Annotated in this window: 2 protein-coding genes; one reads left to right on the top strand and one right to left on the bottom strand. The window is 67.2% G+C overall.

The annotated features are described in order from the left end of the window. Positions 1-15: 15 nt before the first annotated feature. Positions 16-18,843 carry a hypothetical protein gene (locus tag AB0J47_RS16415; RefSeq protein WP_364346118.1) on the bottom strand — a complete coding sequence of 6,276 codons (18,828 nt, stop codon included), beginning with the start codon at positions 18,841-18,843 and terminating at the stop codon, positions 16-18. 1,713 nt (positions 18,844-20,556) lie between these two features. Between AB0J47_RS16415 and AB0J47_RS16410 the strand changes: the two genes are divergently transcribed. Further along, positions 20,557-21,056, top strand: a 500-nt coding sequence (locus AB0J47_RS16410) for a hypothetical protein (RefSeq protein ID WP_364346116.1), incomplete at its 3' end; no start/stop codon positions are given.

Raw genomic sequence — 21,056 nt, 5'->3', positions numbered from 1 at the left:
TCGAATGCGCGTTTGTCAACGGGTGAAGATTTGGGTGCGGCGGGTGGGGGTGGCGCAGACGTCGTGGATCAGGCGGCCCAGGTCGAGTTCGGGTGGGAGGGAGCGGTACAGGAGTTGGCAGACCATGGTGCCGGAAGCTGTGACGGCGAAGCGGGTTCGGCGGTTCTCGACGGGTTCCCATTCGGTGGCGACGACGGGGCTGTCGAGGTCGATGGTGTGGTCGCCGATACGTAAGGCGAGGCCGGAGGAGTCGCGATAGAAGACGACCGGCGTGTCACCGAGATCGCCATATACGCCGAGTTGTGGGCCGATTCCACCGCCGACGGCTTGGAGTGCACCGGTTTCCGGATCGAAGTGTGCGGGGACACCGAAGCCAGAGAAGGGTTGGACGAAAAGAGTTGTGCTGTTGCCATTCTGGGATGGGCGGTTGCGGTGGCCGTTGGCGCCTTGGCGGTTTCGGGCGGGTGATGATGGTGCGCCGATCGGTGGGGGTGCGCTCGGCGGGAATGATGTTTGTGCGGTCGGGTCTTGTTGCGGAGCAACGGGGTTGATCGGTTGACGGGCTGCGTCGGGCCAACTGGAGCGTGGCGCGCCAGGTTGGTGCTGGTCGGTTGGCGATGCGGGCATGGGGGTACCCGGGCGGGGCTGGGGATCCGTCTGGTTGTCGGCGGACGGTGGGTGCATCCGGTCGTGCGAAGGTGTCGTTGGGTCGTGGGGTGGAAATGTTGGGGGTTCCGGCGGTTCCAGCGGGAACGGAGGTACCGGTGCGGTTGGCGGCACGGCAGGTTCCAGCGTGGTCGGCGGGAACGGAGGTTCCGGTGTCGTCGGTGGGAACGCAGGCACTGACGTGGTCGGGGGCAGCGGAGATTCCGGCGTCGTGGGCGGGAACGGAGCCACCGGCGTCGGCGGCGGCACCGCAGGTTCCGGCGGAGTCGGAGTCGGCGGCGGCACAGGCGTGGTCGGGGGCACCGGAAGAGTCGGTGGCACCGGTGGTGTGGGCGGAAGCGGAGGCTTCGGGGGTACCGGTGGTTTTGGCGGCATCGGCTGGTGCGGCGGCAACGGAGGCTTCGGCGTGTGCGGCGGTTTCGGCGTGTGCGGCGGCTTCGGGGGTTCGGGCGGGGTCGGCGGGAACGGAGGCACCGGCGTCGGCGGCGGCACCGCAGGTTCCGGCGGAGTCGGCGGCGGCACAGGCGTGGTCGGGGGCACCGGAGGTTCCGGCGTCGGCGGCGGGAACCGAGGCACCGGCGTAGTCGGCGGCACCGGAAGAGTCGGTGGCACCGGTGGTGTAGGCGGAAGCGGAGGCTTCGGGGGTACCGGTGGTTTTGGCGGCATCGGCTGATGCGGCGGCAACGGAGGCTTCGGCGTGTGCGGAGGCTTCGGCGTGTGCGGAGGCTTCGGCGTGTGCGGAGGCTTCGGTGGGTGCGGAGGCTTCGGTGGGTGCGGAGGCTTCGGTGGGTGCGGTGGCTTCGGGGGTTCGGGCGGCTGCTTCGGCAGCGGCCACGTCGGATGGAACGGTGCCCTATTCGGCGGATCAGGCATCTCGTACTCGTGGTTCAGCCTGGGTGGATGCGGAATATGGGACCGCAGCATCGAGCCGGGCAGCGACGGCGGCTCCGAACCACCCGAATCCGACCGCCCCTCCGGAGGCTTCTGCCCACCCCGGTTCGATCGGGCCCCACCCTCGCGCTCGTTGCGACCGCGCCCCCCGCTATCCCCGGCCGACTCCCCATCTCCAACGCGACCACGCGAGGCACCGCCGGATGATTCCTTCTCACCCGTGCGCCCGTCCCGCGCCTGCCCCGCAGACGACTCCTCGCCATTCTCCGATCCCGGACGCATTGCCCCCTCAGAGGATTCCTCGTCGCCTCCCTGCTCGGGACGCGTCGCCCCATCGGAAGATTGCACATCCTGCCCGGGCCGTAGACCCGGGTCGGTGGCCGACTGGTCGTCGACGACCTGTGGCGCAGTGGGCTCCGAATCTTCGTGCACCAGAGGCAACTCGGGTGCGGACGATTCATCGTCACGAACACCGTAGGCCGCGGCATCGGACGAGTCGGCGCGATCGGGTCCGGCCGTGTCCGGCAGATCGTGATCGTGCTGCGGGTCGGGGTCGGTGGTCGAGTGGCCGTCTGTGGTCAACGGCCGTGTCGGGACCGAATCTTCGCTGATCTCAGGCACTTCCGTGGTATGCGATTGCGCTGCGCGGTCGGAAGGTGAGGGCTGTTCGGGGGTTTCGGGCGGTGCCGGTTGCAGGAGTTCGTTGGTTGGGGTCGGGGGGAGGGCGACGGGGGCGTCCGGAGCCGACGGTGGGGGGAGGTGCGGTTGGTGGTCTACTCGGGGTGGGGCGTAGGGGATTTTGGTGCGCCAGTCGGTGCGGGGTGGGCGGTTGGCGTTCCAGTCGAAGCCGATGCGGATGGCGTGTTGGTTGGCGTCGTGCCAGGCGGCGATCGGGTTGTGGTGCAGGTAGTTCGATTCGGCGAGGGCGTCTTGTAGAAGCAGAATGTCTTGTGGCAGTGGGTTACCCGCGATCAGGCGGTTCCAGGCTTCGGCGACATCGGCTACGGCGTCGAGCGATCGGCGACGGAGGATGCCGTCGTTCGGGTCGTGCACCAGATGCGGATCGCGCATGAGGTGGTTCTTGATCTGCTCGATCTCCGCATGGGTAAAGGCGGGGGTCGAGTTGTCGAGTCGGTCGGCAACCAATCCGGTCAATTCGGCGCGGTCGGCACCGAGGTTGCCGAGCCGGTCACAAAGGTCGTCGACCAATCGTCTCGCGTCACCTGACTGTTCGTTTCGCAGGTGCCCGGCGAGCGCATCGGCGATCGGGTCGAGGACGCCGGAGCTGTCGAGTCTGCGGGCGATCTGATCGACGATTTCCGCGGCCCGCACGGCACGCGCCGCACCTTCGGCCTCCGGGTGCGCAGCAAGGTGTTCGACGATGCTGTCGATATCGCTGTCGTCGGCGCGGAATCGCTGGTATTCGGTGTCGGCCCAGTCCTGCACGCGCGCCCACGCCGCTTCTTGATCGCGTTGGCGCTGTTTGTATTCCTCCGACAACTCGCCGCGATCGGGCACCCGATCCTGTGGATCCCATTCCCGCGCCATCGGCTGCACATCGGCCGCGCGCGGACGGAAGTAGGGATGCCCCTTGAATCCCGGACTGATGCGACCCGGATGGTCCTTATCGCTGTACCAGGTGAATCCGGACAGTTTCGCCGATTCGAGGACGATGCGCATGGTGTTGTAGAACACGCCCGCCATCGGCGGTTCGAAGGTGGGCACACCCGGATCGAGTGGGTCCATGCCGGGGATTCGCGGCAGCAGTTCCTCATCGATCGCGCCGTGTGGCGGATCCAGGAAGGGGTCGACAATGGACGACTGGAACGGATCGACCGCCCAACCGCTGACGCCTTCCGGAAGTACGCGCGGCTCGAATGCCTTTGGCACCCGGGCACCTTGGCGGTTGGTCGTCCAATCCGGGCGGGTCGGATCGACCGGATGCCAGTCGCCATTGCCATCCTGCCATCGGGTGAGGTGCAAGCCGGGGTCGCCCTCGCGCCAGCCCGCGGTGAGATAGTCGCGCCGCGGTGGCGCGAGTTCGCCGATGCGCACCGGCATCTCGCGCTCGGCGATGATGTCGCGATATTCGATCCGCGTTTCGGGTCGGGTCATCGCCTGTGCCACTGCGGAATTGCGTCGGACCGCATCGGCGAGTGCAGCGTCGTGACCAGCGCGCGGATGCTCCAACGTGCCGCGCGGAGCTACCACAATGATCCGCGGATGTTCGCCTTCGACGAGGCCGACGCGATCGGTGATCGCCCTGGCACCTTCCGCGGCGAAGACGTCGCGACAGGCTCCGGCCAGTTCGGCCATCTGATCCTGGATGCGTCCGATTCTGTTGTCCGCCTGGTTGACTCGGTCGGCGGCCTCGCGCAGCAGGTGCAGTTGTCTGGTGTTCTCCTCGGTCGGCTCGAGACGGTTCGCGGCATCTCGTAGGGTCTGGTCGATTTCCCCGGGGCCCAATGCGTCTCGGTTCACGCCGAGCCGGTCGGCCAGGTCATCGCACATCCCGCGCCATGGTTTACGCGCGAGCACTTCGGTGGCGCGTTCGGCACCGAGCCGATCGAGCTCGGCGCGTGTCTCCTCCGAAAGTGGCTGGTGTGCGATGACATCCACACCTTCCAGCGCGGCAATGCGCCGATCCAATTCAGCGAGTGCGGAATCGGCTTCGTTGAAGCGTTCGGCCGCGTCTTGCAGCTTGAAGATGTTGTTCTCGCGCTGGGTGCGTTCGGCCGAGCCCACCAATTCCGGCTCTGGCCTCGATGTTTCGTCGCCGGTGCCGGCGATGTCCCTGGTGCCGACGATATCGCCGCTGAGACGCCGCAGGGTCGGCTCCAGGTTGTCCTGATTCAGTGCGTGATCGGGATCGCGAATATCGAATCGTTCGGCGCGGTCATTGCGCTTGGCCCGCCAGAACTCGCATTCGGCGGCCATGGCCGCACGTTCCCGCACCAATGTGGCGTGTACGGCCTCCGGTGTTCCGGATAGTTCGAGCGTCGCGATCGCCTCATCGAGGCGAGCCACTTCGGCCTCGGCGCGGTTGAATTCGTTGGCTGCGCGCTCTAGTGCGTCGATCCGCGCATGGCGCTCGGCCTGCTCATGGACCAGCATGGTCTGGTTGCGCAGGTCTTCGAGGGTCGTCTCCAGCGGTAGACCTGGTCGCAGGTCCTGCGCGATGTCAACTGGCAGTCCTTCGGCGCGAACTCGGCGCAGGTCGCGCAGTTCCTCGCGATGGGCAACGGCCCCGGCCCGTTCCGCGCGCAATCGCTCGAGTTCGGCCCGGACCTCGGAGGTCAGACCGTCCGATCGCTGTGCACCGTCGAGCGTGACTCCGGAATCCTGCTCCGAAGCATCGGCGTCTCGTGTTTCTGGCACAGATCGGGTCGGATCCAAACCACCCGCATTCGCACCCCGCCCTTCCGGCATGGATCGCATCGGTCCATCTGTATCGACGCGTGGTTGCTCGGGCGATGCCTGGTGTGTCGACTCCGACTGCGCAGCCCCATGTTTCGTCGCCGCTGCGGAACCCGAACCTGGTGTCTCGGGTGGACCGGTGGGGCGAGTGGGTGCCGTCCCTTCGTCGGGCGGCCGGATCGGGGCGACGGTGATGACTCCGGATTCGTCGACCACGACGTGCAGGTAGTCGACCTGGACGCCCTGATCGGCCAGCTGTCGGCGGACCTCCGCGGGCATGACCTGCTCGGGTGCCGACGACGGCGACGCGACCACCACACGTTGCCCATCAGGTGCGATTCCGACGCCCTCGGCGACCATATGCGCTTGTTCCCCGGCCAGCACGTCACGGGACGCGAGCACGGCGGCGCGCTGCCGGGCCACGTTCTCCTCCCCCACCGCGTGGAGGTAGCGGCGCAGCTCGGCCTGATACGCGCTGGCCGCATCCCTGACCTCGGCGGCATGTTGTTCGGCGGCCCGAAGATCGGCAAAATACTGCACCATCTCATGGCTCGGGACGTGTTCCCGATCGTGTAGCTCGGCAACGTGATCTTCCGCCGCATCCACCAAATTGTTTACAGCACGCTGTATTTCGTGTGGGCTCAAACCGTCGGGGTTGATTCCGAGCCGCCTGGCACCTTCGGCGACGCCGGGTTCCATGGCCTGGCGGGCCGCCGTGGTCTGCGCGATCCGCGCGGTCGAACCGGGCAGCGCATCACGCAATTCCGACGTGACAGGTTCGTGCACCCGCGAGGGCCCATCCTGCGGCCAACCGCCCGAACCAGGCTCGCCCGGTTCCGGTTGCCCTGGGCTCGGCGGCTCCTGCGGCGGATGCTGTGATCCCCCACCGTCCTGCGGCGCACCCGACTGCCCCGCCTCCTCCGGCACAGCGAGCGGCCACACCCGCACGTCCCCAGGCTCACCACCGGGCCGCTCGCTCGCCTCCTCTCGTCCCTCCTGCACCGAAGCCCGCCGCCGATCAGACGACTCTCCTACCCCTGGGGCCGAATCACCTGGCCGACTCGCCCGCGACTCATCGCCCACCGCCGATGCCGAACCCTGCCGACCCGCTGGGGACTCCCCGATTGGACCCGAGACGGAACCGTCTTGCCGCCCTGCTCGCGACGCCTCATCCACCACCGATGCCGAACCCTGCCGACCCGCTGGGGACTCCCGGCCATCCGCTGGACCCGCTTCGGCCTGGTCAGGCTGCAGCGCAGAACCACTTGCATCGGAGTTATCCGACTCCGAAACAGTCGAATTCAACCATCGGTTGAATTCGTCGAATCTGCGCTGATTCGCCGCTAATGCCTCTTCGTGCCACGTATCGATCCGTTGCTGCAACTCATCCAGAGCGGACTCAGCACGCTGGCGAAGCTCATCGAGCTTGCGCAGCGGATCACCGTGGTCAGCACCATCGTCCGGTCGCGACCGGTCGTCCAGCGCGCGGAGGGCTTCTTCGTGCCGTCGCTGGTTCGCCGCAAGTGCCTGCGCATGCCACGCATCGATGCGCCGCTGCAAATCGTCGAAGCCAGCGGCGGCGCGTTGCTTGATCTCTTCGATCTCGCGTGCCGGATCACCCTGTCGCGCAGCCGGATCCGCGGTCAGCGCATCAGAACGGGGCGGTTGCGGGTCAGCCGAGGCACGCATGGCCTCATCGAATCGACGTGCGTTCGCTGCCAGCGCCTCCGCATGCCATGCGTCGATCCGCCGCTGTAGCTCATCGAATCCGGCCTCGGCGCGCTGCCATGCTTCCTCGATCCGCCGGACCGGATCAGAGTTGCCGTCGTCCGAATATCGCGCGGTCGCTGAATCAGGTTGCTCGACATCATGCGGCTGAGTTCCGCCCTCCTGAGTCGATGAGTCGTCGCGCCATACTGGTGGCTCCGGCTCACTCAGCGAGTCGATGGCCTCCTCATACCGCCGCTGGTTCTCTCGCAACGCATCCTCATGCCAGGCATCGATGCGACGTTGCAATTCATCGAACCCAGCTTCTGCACGCTGGAGTGCCTGTTCGATTCGCTGTACCGGGTCGAGGGCTTCGCCGTCTGCCGGTCGACTCGGGCGATCCGGTCCGACAGCATGGTCCGATATCGGATCGGGTCTGGACGCGTCCGACGGTGGCGGTGGAGCGGAATCCATGAGTGCGCGGAGTGCTTGCTCATGGCGCAGCTCGTTCTGCCGCAGAGCTTCCTCGTGCCAGGCATCGATGCGACGTTGCAGTTCATCGAATCCGGCCTCGGCACGCTGATGGGCCTGTTCGATTCGCTGCACCGGGTCGGTGGGCTCACCGGGCTCCTCCGGAAGCACGGGCTCCACGCCATTCGGATCGTCGTCGAAGCGAACGAGAACAGGCTCATCGGCGGGCGGTGGCTCGGACGACTCCGGGATCGGTTTCGCACCGGACGCCGGACTGTCCGGCGGATCGTGCGGCGGTCCGGACGGCGATGCCGCTGGCTCGGGCCCATCCTCATCCGGCCCATCACCAGACCGCGGCGGTTCTTCCGAACCTCCATCGAGCCGACGCACCAACTCATCGAGTTGATCGATCAACGCTCGATACTCGGCCTCTTCATCCTGTTGGATCGAGTCGTCAGCCCCTTCCGACTCACGGGCTGACGCATCGTCGATGGGCGGTTCGGAATCGGCCGAATCCGGTTCCGGCACAGCCTCTTGCGAATCGTCGACATCCCCAACGCGTTCCTCGAGCCTGTGCAGCAAGTCGTCGAGATGGTCCATCAGCGCCTGATGTTCTGCCTCGGCCTGTTCATCCCGACGACGAAAAGCCTCCTCGGCGGCTGCCGACTCACGAGCCAATGCATCATCGATCAGCGACCCAGCCGAATCCCGCACAGCCTCTTGCGAATCATCGGCATCCCCGAAGCGCTGCTCGAGCCTACGCATCAACTCGTCGAGATGGTCCATCAGCGCCTGATGTTCGGCCTCGGCCTCTTGATCCCGACGACCGAAAGCCTGTTCCGCCGCCGTCGACTCACGCTTGAACGCTTCGTCTATCCGCGACTGCGGATCGCCGGAATTGCTCTGCGGCGCACTCTCTTCCGCGCGCATTTTGGCGACCCACTCGTCGAGCTCCGCGTGCATGCGCGCGTTCCACTCGTCCTGTTCGGCATCCATCTGCCGCTTCCAGTCCGAACGGGTATCCGGCTGGGTGTCTGGATCGGCTGCGCCGCCCGATCCCGGGTCATCAGGGCCGGCAGGCTCGGGTCCCGGCCCGTCATCGTCCGGCCCGCCGACCCTCGGCGCCCGATCGGCAGCGGTGGTGCCGGGCGTGGTCAATTCCTCAGGGGCAGAGTAGAATTCGTCGAGCAAGGCGGCGAGGTCCCTGATTTGCTCAGCGCGCGTTTGGATTTCCGCACGCATGCGGGCGAGCTCCGCGGTCAGCTCGGCCGGACTCAGCCCCTCGTGCTTCTCGATCTTTCCATCGCGGTAGGCCTCGTACACCTTACGGAAGGTCGCATCGTCCGCACCGGCGATATCGACACCGACGAGTCGAGCCCAGTCTCGATTCGGTTCGGGCCGCCCACGCTCCTCCCCGGATGCACCGTCGGCACGGCCTGGATGGTCCGCGAGTACCTTCCCGAGATCGAGCGCATCCCCGGATCGCATTGCTTCGGCGACGATGTCGCGCAACGCCTGCACGCGAGCCAGTTCATGGACAGGCGGTTCGCCAGCTGCTCGCGGATCGGCGGACAGATCACCACGCGGCACATCGGAATACGGATCGACATCGATCAGCGCACGCGCATATTCGATGAGCGCGTCGACCACCTGATCGTGCTTGCCTTCGCTCTCGAGACCCGCGACCACCTTGCGCAACTTCGCTGGATCCAGCCCGTTCGCATCCAATCCGCGCAGGATCTCCCCGTCCTCGGCGATCCGAATCTTCGGCGGCTGCAACAGTTCCGAGCTGTTCAGGCCGAGCTGTGCCGCCAAGCGATCGCGTGCCGCGTTCACCGCGCCGAGATCGATATCGCGTAACTGCTTGGCGTAATCGGCCAGGTCCTTGAACTGCTGCTCACGCCGTGCGCTGCGCCATTCCGGATCGGCGAGCGCCGCCGCGACCCGCTGCGGCGTCAGCTCCGACTCCGGAATGTCGAGCCGGTGCGCCAGTTGCCCCCGCGCATCACCGATATCGTTGAAGTTCTCGATCTCGCTCATGGTGCGCGCGAAGTCGGCCAGCGCCTCGATCTGACCGGCACGCAATGCATTGGCCAGCTTCAGTTCCGCAATGGTCTGCGCCAACCGATCCGGATGCAGCGCCTCTGGCCCGAGCCCGAATTCCTTTGCCAGATCGACGATTTCGGCGGCTATCTCAGCGCGAGTGCGAGGTGGGGTATCGGCAGGCGAATGGGTGGCCGTCTCCTCGACAGGGGCCTGCACGGCCCGCCAGTGCCCGTCGTTGTCACGCACCATCGTGACGACCAACTCGCGGCCATCGATCGTCTCCCGATGGTGGTATACCTCGGGTGTTTCGACCGGATCCAGATGAATCTGCCCCATGCGATCCGTGCGCGCGTTGCGGTAATCGAGTTCGACCTCGCCACGCTCGAGCGCATCGGCCAATGCCGGATCACTGGCGAGCGCCCTGGCCAGCGCATCCGCCCGGTCCAGCGGCCCGTTGATCACCACCAACCGGTCCGGCGCGCCCTCCCCGACGGGCACGCGCGCGACCTGATCACCATGGATCTCACCGACGGGCTCCTGCTGCGCGGCACGCAGATGCGGTTCCGCGGCCTCGGCGAATTCGGCGACCCCGGCGGCGCGCGCGTCGTGCTCGGCCCACAGCCTGTTCAGGGTGGCATCGAGATTGCGCGGGTTCACATCGTTGAGGTCGAGGCCGAACATCTGCGCCCAGGTGGACGCCTCGTCGCGGAGTTGGTCGCGGCGCAGGGCGTGCTCGAAGAACACCCGCGGTCCCTGGTCGCGACCCAGTTCCTGGCCGTCTCCGATATCGCCCCATTCGCGCAGCGGGTCGGCGCCATTGCCGACCGGCCGGAAGTTCTGTAGCCCGGGATGGCCATCGAAGGCCCTGATCAGCTCCGTCAGGAAGCGGCCCATCGGGTTGTCATCGAAAATGCTCAGCTGATCGGCCGGCGGCACCGGACGGCCCGTGGCATCGGGCACGCCCCACTTGGGGCCGGGCGCGCCGGTCGGATCGTCCTCGTCGTAGTAGTCCTCGTCCTCATCGACCCGCCGAGTATCAGGATCCTCGATTTCGCCCGCCACCGGCTGCCGACCATGCAGCTCGGGACCCGAGTCACCAAACAGATCGGCGTTGACGTACGGGCGCGTGAGCTCCTCGTTGAACCGATCGGCCGCCTCCGCTAGGCCCGCGATCGCGGCCGCCTCACGCATCGTCCGGTATTGCTGCTCGTCGAGAACCCGGCGAATGGTTTCCGGACTTTCGTCGGGCAGATCGAAACCGAGTCGGTGCGCCTTATCGGTGAGCGATTCGTCTTCCGGTGGCGGACCGTCGATTTCGGTGCTCGGCTCCGGATGAGTCGGCTCGTGTTCGAGTGTTCTGGCCTCCTCGTCCGAGATCAGACCGAAGTTCTCCAGGTCATCGATGATCCGCTGCCGCTGTTCCGAATCGGCCACCGCCAGGGCTTCTTCCAGCACCGCTCGAGCCTCTTCCGGTGCGATGGCCTCGACCTCGAGCAGTTCGGTGACGGTCTGACGCACCAGATCCGGATCGGCATCGCTCACCCAGAATCGATATTCCTCGCCATCGGGTGTGCGTGGCACCACGAAATCGCCTGCCACATCCCGAATCCGACCGGAGAGCCTGTTCAGGATCGGCAGATGCTCCCGATTGCGCCACGCGGTCCAGCCCTCCTTGGCGATTCGGGCCATATTGAGTCCCTCGCCTTCACTCTCCGGGGCCGGTCGAGCGACGGTTTCGTGGCCGGGTGTCGCCGGCGGCGGATGAGGCGCGTGTGGATGCGATTCGAAGAGGTCGGGTGCATGTTCGACGCCATCCTTCAGCGCGTTCTGGCCGCGGCGGTCCTCACCCGAACCCGACGGGTATTTCGGGTAGTCGCCCACGTAACCACGCACGCGCATCCTCGCCCGAATCCGCTCCCAGGCTCGGCGCAGCGGCGATTTCTTCTCGGGAAGCTCGGAATCTGCTGGGCGAGCGGGTGTTACGGATGCTTCGGAAGCTTCGACCCGCCAGCTGCCCTCATCGTCGAGCCGTACCTGTAGCGGCACCTGTTCGCCATTCGCATCGATGACGATGCGGCGCGGCTCGTCCCGATTCGACGGAGCGACCGACCGACCCTCGGATCCATTGCCGGAGTTCTCGTTTCGCGAATGATCCGGGTCGTCGGGTGTCCCGGCGGGGACAGGAGGCTCGGACGGCGGCTTCTTACCCCCGCCACCGGCTTCGGCGGGTCGTGCGACCTCATGCTGCGCCGCCGGATCATCGATGCGCAGCACCCGTGTCTCGCCCTGCGCACCGATCCGCAGCTCGCGCACGACCGTGCCGGGTTCGGCCCGCAACTCAGCGAGCTGCGGGTGTTGGGCGGCCGCAGCGTCCAGCACGCGCACCGGATCGCCGTCGCCCCAGCCGACGATGAACACACGCGCGGGCTCACCTGGCACCACACCGACCCGATCGGTCACCGGAATCGCCCCGGCCCGCAGCAACGCATCGCGCTGGCGTGCGATGGCCATCGCCTCGTCGAGTCGCGCGACCCGCTCCTCGGCGCGTGCGATGCGCGCCGGATCGCCTGCGGCCCTTGCTTCATCGCGCTCGCGCACCGCCTGCGTATTCTCGGCCGCCAACCGATCCAGTACGTCTTGTCGCTGCTGCTGGGCCCGCCGCTGCTGCGCGCCGTCGTCCGGATGTGTCGGTGGGAACTCCGGTGCGTCGAACGAATCATCACCGGGCCGTGGCCGATCGATCGGGCGTGGCGCGGAATCGCCTTCGCCCGAGCGGTTTCCGAACGACAGCCGGTCGGTGATCCTGCGCAGCAGGCCCTTCGGCGCGCTGTGATCGTTCAGATCGGCTGAACCGTCGAGAAGTATTCGTTTGATGCGTTCCCCGAGGCGCCCGGGATCGGTATCGGACATGCCCTGGAACTGTCTGGCCAGCACATCGCCCGCACTGCCGTCTCCAGTGGGCGGCGCCACCCGCCAGCCGCCGTTGCCATCGGACTGCAGCGTGACCGGGAAGTCCCAGGCCCGCGTCCGCACCTCGGTTGGATGGAACTGCGGCCAGCGACGTTCCCGCCCCGCCGCATCGGCGGATTCCGGCATCGCCACCTGGCGCGTCAGCAGGCGACGGGCCACCTCCGCCGGATGCGGCTCGCTGATGGATGGATCCGCCTCGGCCAACTCGTAGCCACGTGCCATGAAGTCCAGACGGAGTCTGCCTTCGAGGCTCGGGGACGCGTTCTCTCTGGTGTTGAAGGAATCCGGGCCGAGCTGACGCACCCACGCATCGAAGCCGAGATCCGTCTGTCGGGCGGCGCGGTAGCGCAGGTAGTGCGCGAGTAGTTCGGTGGCCGCCTCGTCTTCGGTCGGGCGACGGTAGGGTCCCTCGGCTGCGTCGGCCGCAATGAACCGGGCATCGTGCAGACCATCGGAACCCGGCCCCACTTGCAGGTATTCGATTCGTTGCGTGCCGTCCCACAGCACACTGGTGTATTCCGGATGCGTCGCGGCCAGTTCGCGCAGCGCGTCCATGTGCTGGCCCTCTGGTGCCGCCACCACCAGACGTCCGCGTCCCACCGGCTGGTGACCCGGAAATTGGGCGACGCGGTCGGTGAGCCGGGTCCCGCCCGGATCCTGGGTGAGTTCATTGTCGAGGGCGCGACGCACACGGTCCGCGGCTTCCTCAATACTCATCGGGCGCGGCGACGGGTTCTCATCAGCCGGATGTCCGGTTTCGGGGTCGGTCGTATCCGACCAGGGGCGATAGTCGTCGAGGTTGTCGTCGGCGTGCCGAGCAACATCGAAGGCGACCTCGGCGGGTTCCAGACCGACCTTGTCGATGTACTTGCGCAGCGCTTCGCGCCCGGCTTCGTAAGCCGCCCGCTCCGGCCGGATCGCCGAATCATTCGACCGAGCCGCGGCCCGCTCCGCACGCTGATAGGCGCGGTCGTAGGCGTCGGTGTAAGCGCGTTCGGCCGGACCGACCGGCACGAATCGACCCGAATCACGCAGCAGGCGAAGGGATTCGATTTCCACCACATACTGGCGGCTGCGCTGGTCCCGGATCGCCGGGGTGTCGGTGTGGTGCGCGGGCGGGCCTTCGCCGGGCGCGCGCGTGATTGCGTGCGCGCTGTCCCACTGGGCGCGATAGAACGCGGCGAGGTCACCGCCGTCGACGCGAGGACCCAACTCCACCAATCGATTTCGCACTTCACGGGTGGCGGCATGATGGGCGGCCGCATCGATCATGCTGTCGGTGATCTCGCGGTTGTCGCGGTAGGCCCGCAACGCTTGCTGCTCGGCCTGTTCGAAAGCGTCCTTATATGCCTTGGACAGCAGGGTTTCCGGAGCCGGTGACGCCTCGGTCCCGAACTGCCGCCACCGGTCGAATTCGAAGGCTCTGGCCTGTGCCACCGCCTCCCGATCCAGCATCAGATCGACGTATTCGTCGCGCCCGAGGGTGAATCGCTCGAGCGGACCGTTGCCGAGCTGTTCGGCCAGATATGCCGCCCGGATCGCCTCCGCCGCATGCACGGCAGGTGCATCGGTCAGGCCGAGCAGCAAGGTATTCGAGGCCGGGTCGTATCCGACATCGACACCGCGCTGCTGTCTGCCGTCGTACAGACTCGAATCCACGTCGAGTCCGAAGCGGATCTCCACCCCGTGTCCGGCCAGTACCTCGGTCGCCCACCGTCCGAGCTCGTTGCTCCTGAGGATGCGCTGCAGCCGGTCCGACGCCACCTGTGCGGTGTCGACCATCGACTGGTCCGGCAATGCCGCAGCGGGTTCGTCCGGCGGTCGCGGTGCCACCAGGTGCTCTGCCTCCGCGCGCACATCCGCTGCCGCGGCCTCGACCCAGGCGGCGCGCAGATCCACCGGCTCACGCCGCACCTGGACGGCTCCGGAGCCGTCCACGCTGACGCGGACCCGCTCGGCAACCGCATCGCCGTAGCGGATGGCGCGGTGCAGATCGCTGCCTCGATCCGCGGCAGCGCGAGATATCGCGGCATGATCACCGCGAGCATCGACCACGATCACCCGCAGCGGCTCACCGGGCAGCACCGCAACGCGGTCGTCAACCCACTGCCCCGCACGGACTTCCGGACCCAGCACTTCCTGGCCGACCTGGGCCGCGATCTCATCGAGCAGACGGTTACGCTGCGCCTCGACCTCCGCATGCTGACGGGTCACCTCGGCCAGCGCGCGCACCTGCGCGGTGCGCACGGAATTCATTCCCGCACTACTCGCATGCCGGATTCTATTGTCCGCCACCGCCTGTCGGCCGCGCTCGAAGAGATCCCGGTCGCCGCGATGCGTTTCGGGATCGAAGGCGCCGAGCCGTCGGACCGCTCGATCCCAATCGCCTTCAACCGTGCGCAGCTCCCGCGTGAGCGCGGCATGTTCGCGGACCAAACGCTGCAGTTCCCGTGCTGATTCCGCCGACGTCGGCACGTGCATTCCGTCCGGATGTTGGTGGGCGTCCCAGACGCCGCCGTGCGTGTCTCGCAGACTCGCACCCTCGCTCGGATAGAGCGGCGAGTCGAACATATCACCGGACAGCAGCGCATCAATGCCCGCCTCGCGGCCGATTCGGCGCAGTTCGTGCTCGCCCAGCGCCGGATCCGCGGCGGCCACGGCAGCATCGCGGGCAGTCAGATATTGCTCATGCAAGGCGCGGGTGTAGGCCGAATCCGCAACATCGTGCGTCGTCGGGGCGGTTTCCGGATATCCGGCAGCACCCAGCTCACGGCGGAATTCGGCCTGCCTGCCGAGCGCCTCGGCTTCCGTACGCAGCTGTGCGTCAACGTAATCCGTCCGATCGGAGGCGCGAATTCGTGCAGGATCCACCTCGACTCGACCGGACAGCACGGCGTCGGCGAGCACCGCCGCACGTATCAGCGCCTCCGCCTGGGCGGGCTGGCTGCGGTCATGGGTGTCGACGGAGGCGTCCATGGTTCGGCCGTTGAACGAATCCGGCCGGCCATCTTCGAAGCGCACCGCAACACTCGCCGCCCGCAATGCATCGGCCGCCTCGCGTCCGGTTTCGCTGCGTCCCAGCAGTTCCCATACCGGAGTGCCGGTCATATCCCGCAGCCGGACCTGCCAGGCTCCCGCGTCCGGTTCGGAACCGTCTGTCGTCGGCCGGAATTCGGGGGAATCTGCCCCATCGCCCGGCGCTTCGGGGCCGGCCGTGGTCTCCGGCCTGCTGAAATGCGCGACGACCTTCTCGTATTCGCCCGGTCGACCGCGCATCGCATCGTGATCGAAACTCACCTCGGTGAAGCCGAGTTCGCCGGCCAGCTTGCCGGTGAATGTGTTGCGCGCCGCCTCTTCCGGAGTGAGGTACAGCTCCTGCACACCGGCATTGAAGGTGTCGAGGTTGTCCCGGACCCGATCGTCGGCATTCCATTCGGCGCGAATCTCGGTCACTTGATGGCCGAGCTCGCGCATCATGTCTCGGAACATTTCGCGCCGGGTCGGCGTGCCGTCGCCCACCCGCACCGCCACGCGCAGTATGCCGTCCGCATCGACCCAACCGTGGATGCCATGCTGGTTGTCGCCGCCGTACCGATTGGTGTACGCGTTCGGGCGGTCGTCGAAGTCTTCGTTGTGCCTGCTCGAATCCTCCGGCCGCACTCCGATATCGACATGTTCTGGCGGCAGATCGCTGGCATGCGCTCGGATTTCGGCCAGGCGTGTCATTACCGTGTCGTGCCACTCGCCGCGACCGTGCTTATCGAACTCCGGTCGCAGTGCGGCGACGCGTGCGGTGATGGCATCGACGACCGCGCGCGGCAGATGGTGGTCGATGACCTCGATTTCCTCGCCGTTACGGCGCAAGAAGTGTTCGGCGAACGGGCTCAAGGCATTTCGTGCTGCGTCGCTCTCCTCGAAACCACGACTGTGGTCGATACCGAACACCTCGCGCTGCGAGCCGATCATCCAGCCCTGTCCATCGCGATCAGGAATCCGGATCAGCGCGTCCAGCAGACCGAGCGCACGACCTGCGACGGTATCGGCGTAACCGAGCTCATGCACATCGGAGAACTGCGGATGCCGTTCGGCCGCAACACGTCCCGCCAGCTTTTCCATGTAGACGACATTGGATTTGGCGTGGAACACCTCGGGCACATTCGCGCCGATGGTGCGGCCGAGCAGCGACGCCAACCGCTCGGCGACGGCATGGCGCGGATTCATGACCGTCTTGCGAATCAGCTCGGTGCCATCGTTGAAGGTGACCAGCTCGACCTTCCTGGCGGCATGGACCGAGGAACCCTCACTGAGCACCGTGACCGAACGTTCACCGGAAGCGATGGCAGAGCGGACGATATCGTCGAACGAGCGGATGCCGTGCGCGTCATCCCAAGCATGGCCGTAGAACTCGGCATGGGTTTCGGTCGAATGCTCGGGACGATGCCGAGCCACCTCGGGGCCGATGGCATCCAAGCCCGCGTCATTGGCGATTCGATCGAGTTCTGATGCCGGCGCTTCGAGATTCTCTTCGTGGGCTCGGGTGCGGGCTTCGTTGTAGGCCACGGTGTAGGTCCGCTCCAGCGGAGTTTCCGCGAGATCGTGTCCACCGGCCCTGAGTTGTTTCGCGGCAACGATTTCCAGCGCGTGCGCCCGGGTCTCCTCGTCGAGCATGCGCGCGACGTACTCCTCGCGCGGTAGGCGCATGCGTTCCTGCGCACCGCCGGGAGTCTCACGAGTATGCGCCAATTCGACGTGGATGGCGCCGTGCACCAGGGCGGCCATCTGCGCCGCATCGGAGGCGCCGACATCCAGGGCTAGGGTGCGGCGGCTCGGGTAGTAGCGGTCGTCGGCGCCGGACTCGTGCACGATATCGACATCGTGACGGGTGAGCACCCCGTCAGCCCAACGGCCGATTTCGGTTTCGCGCAACTGTTCCCGAATCCGTGCGATTCGTTCCTGAGCCGCCGCGCCCGCACGGTCCAGTGGGGTGAGATCGGTGGCGCGATCGAACTGGTCGGGTGACGGCTCGTCGATGGGCTCGACCCTGATGCGGCCGACCTGGTCGGCGTCCACATTCAGGTGCTCGCGCACGACCTCCGGCCGTTCGAGCAGTTCGCGGATCTCCGAGCGCTGCTGCGCCTCGCGCAGCACGCGCTGGTGGTCATCGGTGCCGGAGGCGATGACGAGACGGTCTGGTTCCCCAGGAACATGCACGATGTGCTCGCTGAGCATTCGCGCATTGGGGTTGGCGCGCAGGTGTTGGGTGAGGACCTCTCTGATCGCCGCATCTGCCACCTGGTCGGCACGGCGATCGTAGGTTGCCTGCGCGTGCTGACGCTGGTCGGCCAGGTCGGCGAGGGTGCGTAGATCGTGTACTGCGGTACGCAGTTCGGCTTGTCGCTCGAGCGGAACATCGTGTCCGGCAAGTTCATTCGTGATGCGCTGCATACGGTCGGTGATCTGACGCTGTAGCGGCTGTCTGGCGAGGGTGGGATCCAGGCCGAGGGCCGCCGCGCGCCTAGCGAGTTCTTCCGAGGTGCTGCGCAGATCGCGGAAGGCCGACTCGCGGGCCAGCGCCGCGGTACGCATGTCTTCGGCGACATCCGCGGTGGTGTCGTGCATCCTTGCGCCCGAAGGGAGTTCGGCGCTGGACGCATGCACACGATCCCAGGCGTCACCGTAGTAATCGGTGTAGTTCTTGCCGTTTCGCCACTCGTGGGTTGCGATTTCCTGGCGCAGCGCGTCGACTGCGACCTCGTGTGCGGCCCGGCGGATCTCGGCCGGGGTCAGCGACGAATCGCTCGACAGTTCGGCGGCGGCGCGATCGTAGGCGGCGGTGTAGGTCGCTTCGAACGGGTGCACCGCGATGTCGTGACCGAGATCCCGGAATTCCTGGGTCAATTGGAACCGGCGCCCCGTTGCCGCGGCCTCCTCATCGACCATGGTGCGCACGAATTCGTCGCGTGGCATCGCCCGGACGTCACCGGTCCGGCCCTGGACGTACCGTTCGGCGTGCACGGACTCATGGGCCAGCGTGAGTGCCTGCTGGACATGATCGGCACCCGAGGTGTATGCGATAGCCGTCAGTTCGCGCCGCCGGAATTCCCCGGCTCGGCCGTCGCCCGCGGACGGCTCGAATCCGTCGCGCACGGGACTGTTGTCGAAGCTCGCCGCGATACGGCGCCCGGTGTCGGTCTGGCGCAGCAGTTCACGGACCTGATCGGGCTGCGCATCCAGCGAGCGGCCGATGCGTGCCTCAGGATCGGTCGCGAGCGGATGCACGGAAGCGCTGGGATGCAACGGCTTTCCGGCTGGGTCGAAGGCAATCGCGTATGTGCCACGGAGTTCGCGCGGCACCGTCGGCGGGAAGCCTTCGATCCGGCCCGCCCCCGGATCGCGCACCACGATCCCACCGTTCTCGTGCACCAACACATACGCGTGCGCGCCGACGTTGTACCTGTCGACCGGACCGCTGTATTCATCGACAACCAGCGCCGAGGACCCCTCCGGCATGGAAAGCAACAGCCGCGCGATCTCGGCATGATCCCCATACGAACGCAACTGCCCACCCGCAGCCGTCTGCACCTCCGCGGCCGTCATACCGTCCAGCCCGATCACCCGCTCGGGCAACCTGATCGCCGAACTCCTGGTAAGCGCCTTGATCAACCGCAGCGACAACTCCGCACACCGACCACGATTCCGCTCCGGAACTCGCCGCTCATCACCCCCTCGCCGATGCTGAGTTTCCGCACCTTCACGCGTCCTGTCCGCAGACGAATCCTCCGCGGTCCGATGCGGTTCGGCCACCGGCTGCGGCACGAAAGCCACTGCGGGATCAAGAGATTCAGCCCGCTGCCGCGCCGCCTCCCGTCGCGCCTCGACATCCCGCCGCTCTGCATCCGTGCCATCCGCACGATGTGCCTCGACATCGGCCCCAGTCCGATGCGCTACGTCCCCTGCCGCCGGATCCATCGCATGCTGGATGTCGGAAGGTTCGGAGCGCACTGGAGCGTCTTTGTCGGCGCGGACGGCACCCTCATCAATGGGACGGGTGGTGCTGTCGTCACTCGGACGCGCGGTGCCGTCGTCACTCGGACGCGCAGGGCTCGCGTCGCTGGGACGCACAGCGGCCCCATCACTCGGACGTACGGCACCCTCCCCATCGGGCCGCAGCGCACTATCCCCCTCAGGGCGCGCCATACCGTCCCGCTCAGACCGCACAACACCGTCGCCCTCGTCCCCAGGACGCACAACACCACCGTCAGGCCGTACGGCACCCTCCCCATCGGGCCGCAGCGCACTATCCCCCTCAGGGCGCGCCATACCGTCATCATCAGAACGAACGGCATCCGCACCCTCTGGCCGCATAGAGCGATCGCCGTCCGGGCGCACCGGGCTATCGCTGTCGGGCCGTACCGCACCATCACCCTCTGGCCGCGCAACGCTGTCGCTCGCGCCTCGCACACCGCCGTCGCCGTCCAGCCGCAGCGGGCTCTCGCCATCTCGCGGGAATCCATTGGTGCTGTCGGGGCGCACGGCATTACCGCTGTCCGAACGCGCCGTGCTATCGCTGTCGGACCGCACGGGAATGTCATTGTCGGGGCGCGCAGCACTATTGCTGCCGGGAGGCACGGTGGGGTCGGTGTCGGGGCGTCCTGTGGCAGCTTCATCAGGTCGCACGGCACTAGCACTGTCCAGACGCGCGGTGGGGTCGCTGTTGGGGCGGACGGGGGTGTTGCTGTCGGCGTGAGCTTCGGCGTGGATGGGGGCTGGTTCTGCTTGTGGGCCCGCTACGGGCTCGGCGGTAGGGGTGTGGGGGACGGATTGGGGTGCGCCTGCGCGGGTTTCGGGGGTGCGGCCCGGTGTGGATCCGGAGTGCGTATCGCTGGTGCCGGTGCGGAATCGGTCCGGGCCCGGGCGGCCATCGGCTGTAGTGCGTGCATCCGCGGTAGAAGGGGCAGCGGTCCGCGGGTCTGTGGTGCGGGGTTCGGTGGTCGACTGTGGGCGGAACAGCTCGCCGCGGGATGTTTCGGTGTTGGGGGTTGCGCCGGGGCGCATGTCGGGCGTTGAGGTCGTGCGCGGTGCGGATGGTGCCGCGTTGCGCGCGTCCGGTGCGGAATGCGCCGCTGGCGTTCCGGAATGTGCAGGAGCAGAGCCGGTTTGGAGCGAGGTCGAGGCTGCGGCAGCGCCAGCCTGCGTAGCCGCATTATCAGCGGAGACGTGCGAACCGTCGGCAGTCGCGTTCGGAGTATGTTCCGCACCCGCCGGGGTCGGGTCGGCCCGGATACCGGTATCGAACCGGTTCTGCCCCTCGTGCGCTCCCACCCCCGTGCGGTCGCCAGCGCTGTTGGACTCGGCAGTCGAATTCGTCTGTACCGCAGAGTGATCCGAATGGCTCGCGGACTCTCCGGCGGGTCGGACGGCACCATCCGATCCGGTTCCCGCCGCCGAATTCCGCGTGCTCGACTGGTCGACTCCACCATCCGCCGAGTGCCCATCCGTCGTTGCATCACCTGCGCGCTGCGTGTTCGTGGAAGCATCCGCGGCGTCGGCCCGCGCAGCCGAGGAACTGTCATCCCCCGCACGCGCGGTCGCACCATCGTCACCCGCACGCGCCGCCGCACCTTCATCACCGGCACGCGCCGCCGCACCGTCATCACCCGCGTGGGCGGTTCCGCCCTCATCCCCCGCACCGTCGTCACCCGCACGCGCGGTCGCACCGTCGTGAGCTGTCGCACCATCGTCCCCCGCATGCCCGGTCGCGCCGCCATCACCGGCATGAGCCATCGCACCGCCATCACCTGCACGCGCCGTCCCGCCATCGGCACCCGCACGCGCGGTCGCACCGTCGTGAGCTGTCGCACCATCGTCCCCCGCATGCCCGGTCGCGC

Origin of the sequence: Nocardia sp. NPDC049737 (assembly GCF_040674755.1) — a bacterium.
GTDB lineage: Bacteria > Actinomycetota > Actinomycetes > Mycobacteriales > Mycobacteriaceae > Nocardia.
Note: the sequence above shows the minus strand (reverse complement) of the source record. Positions and strands in the feature narration are given on the sequence as shown.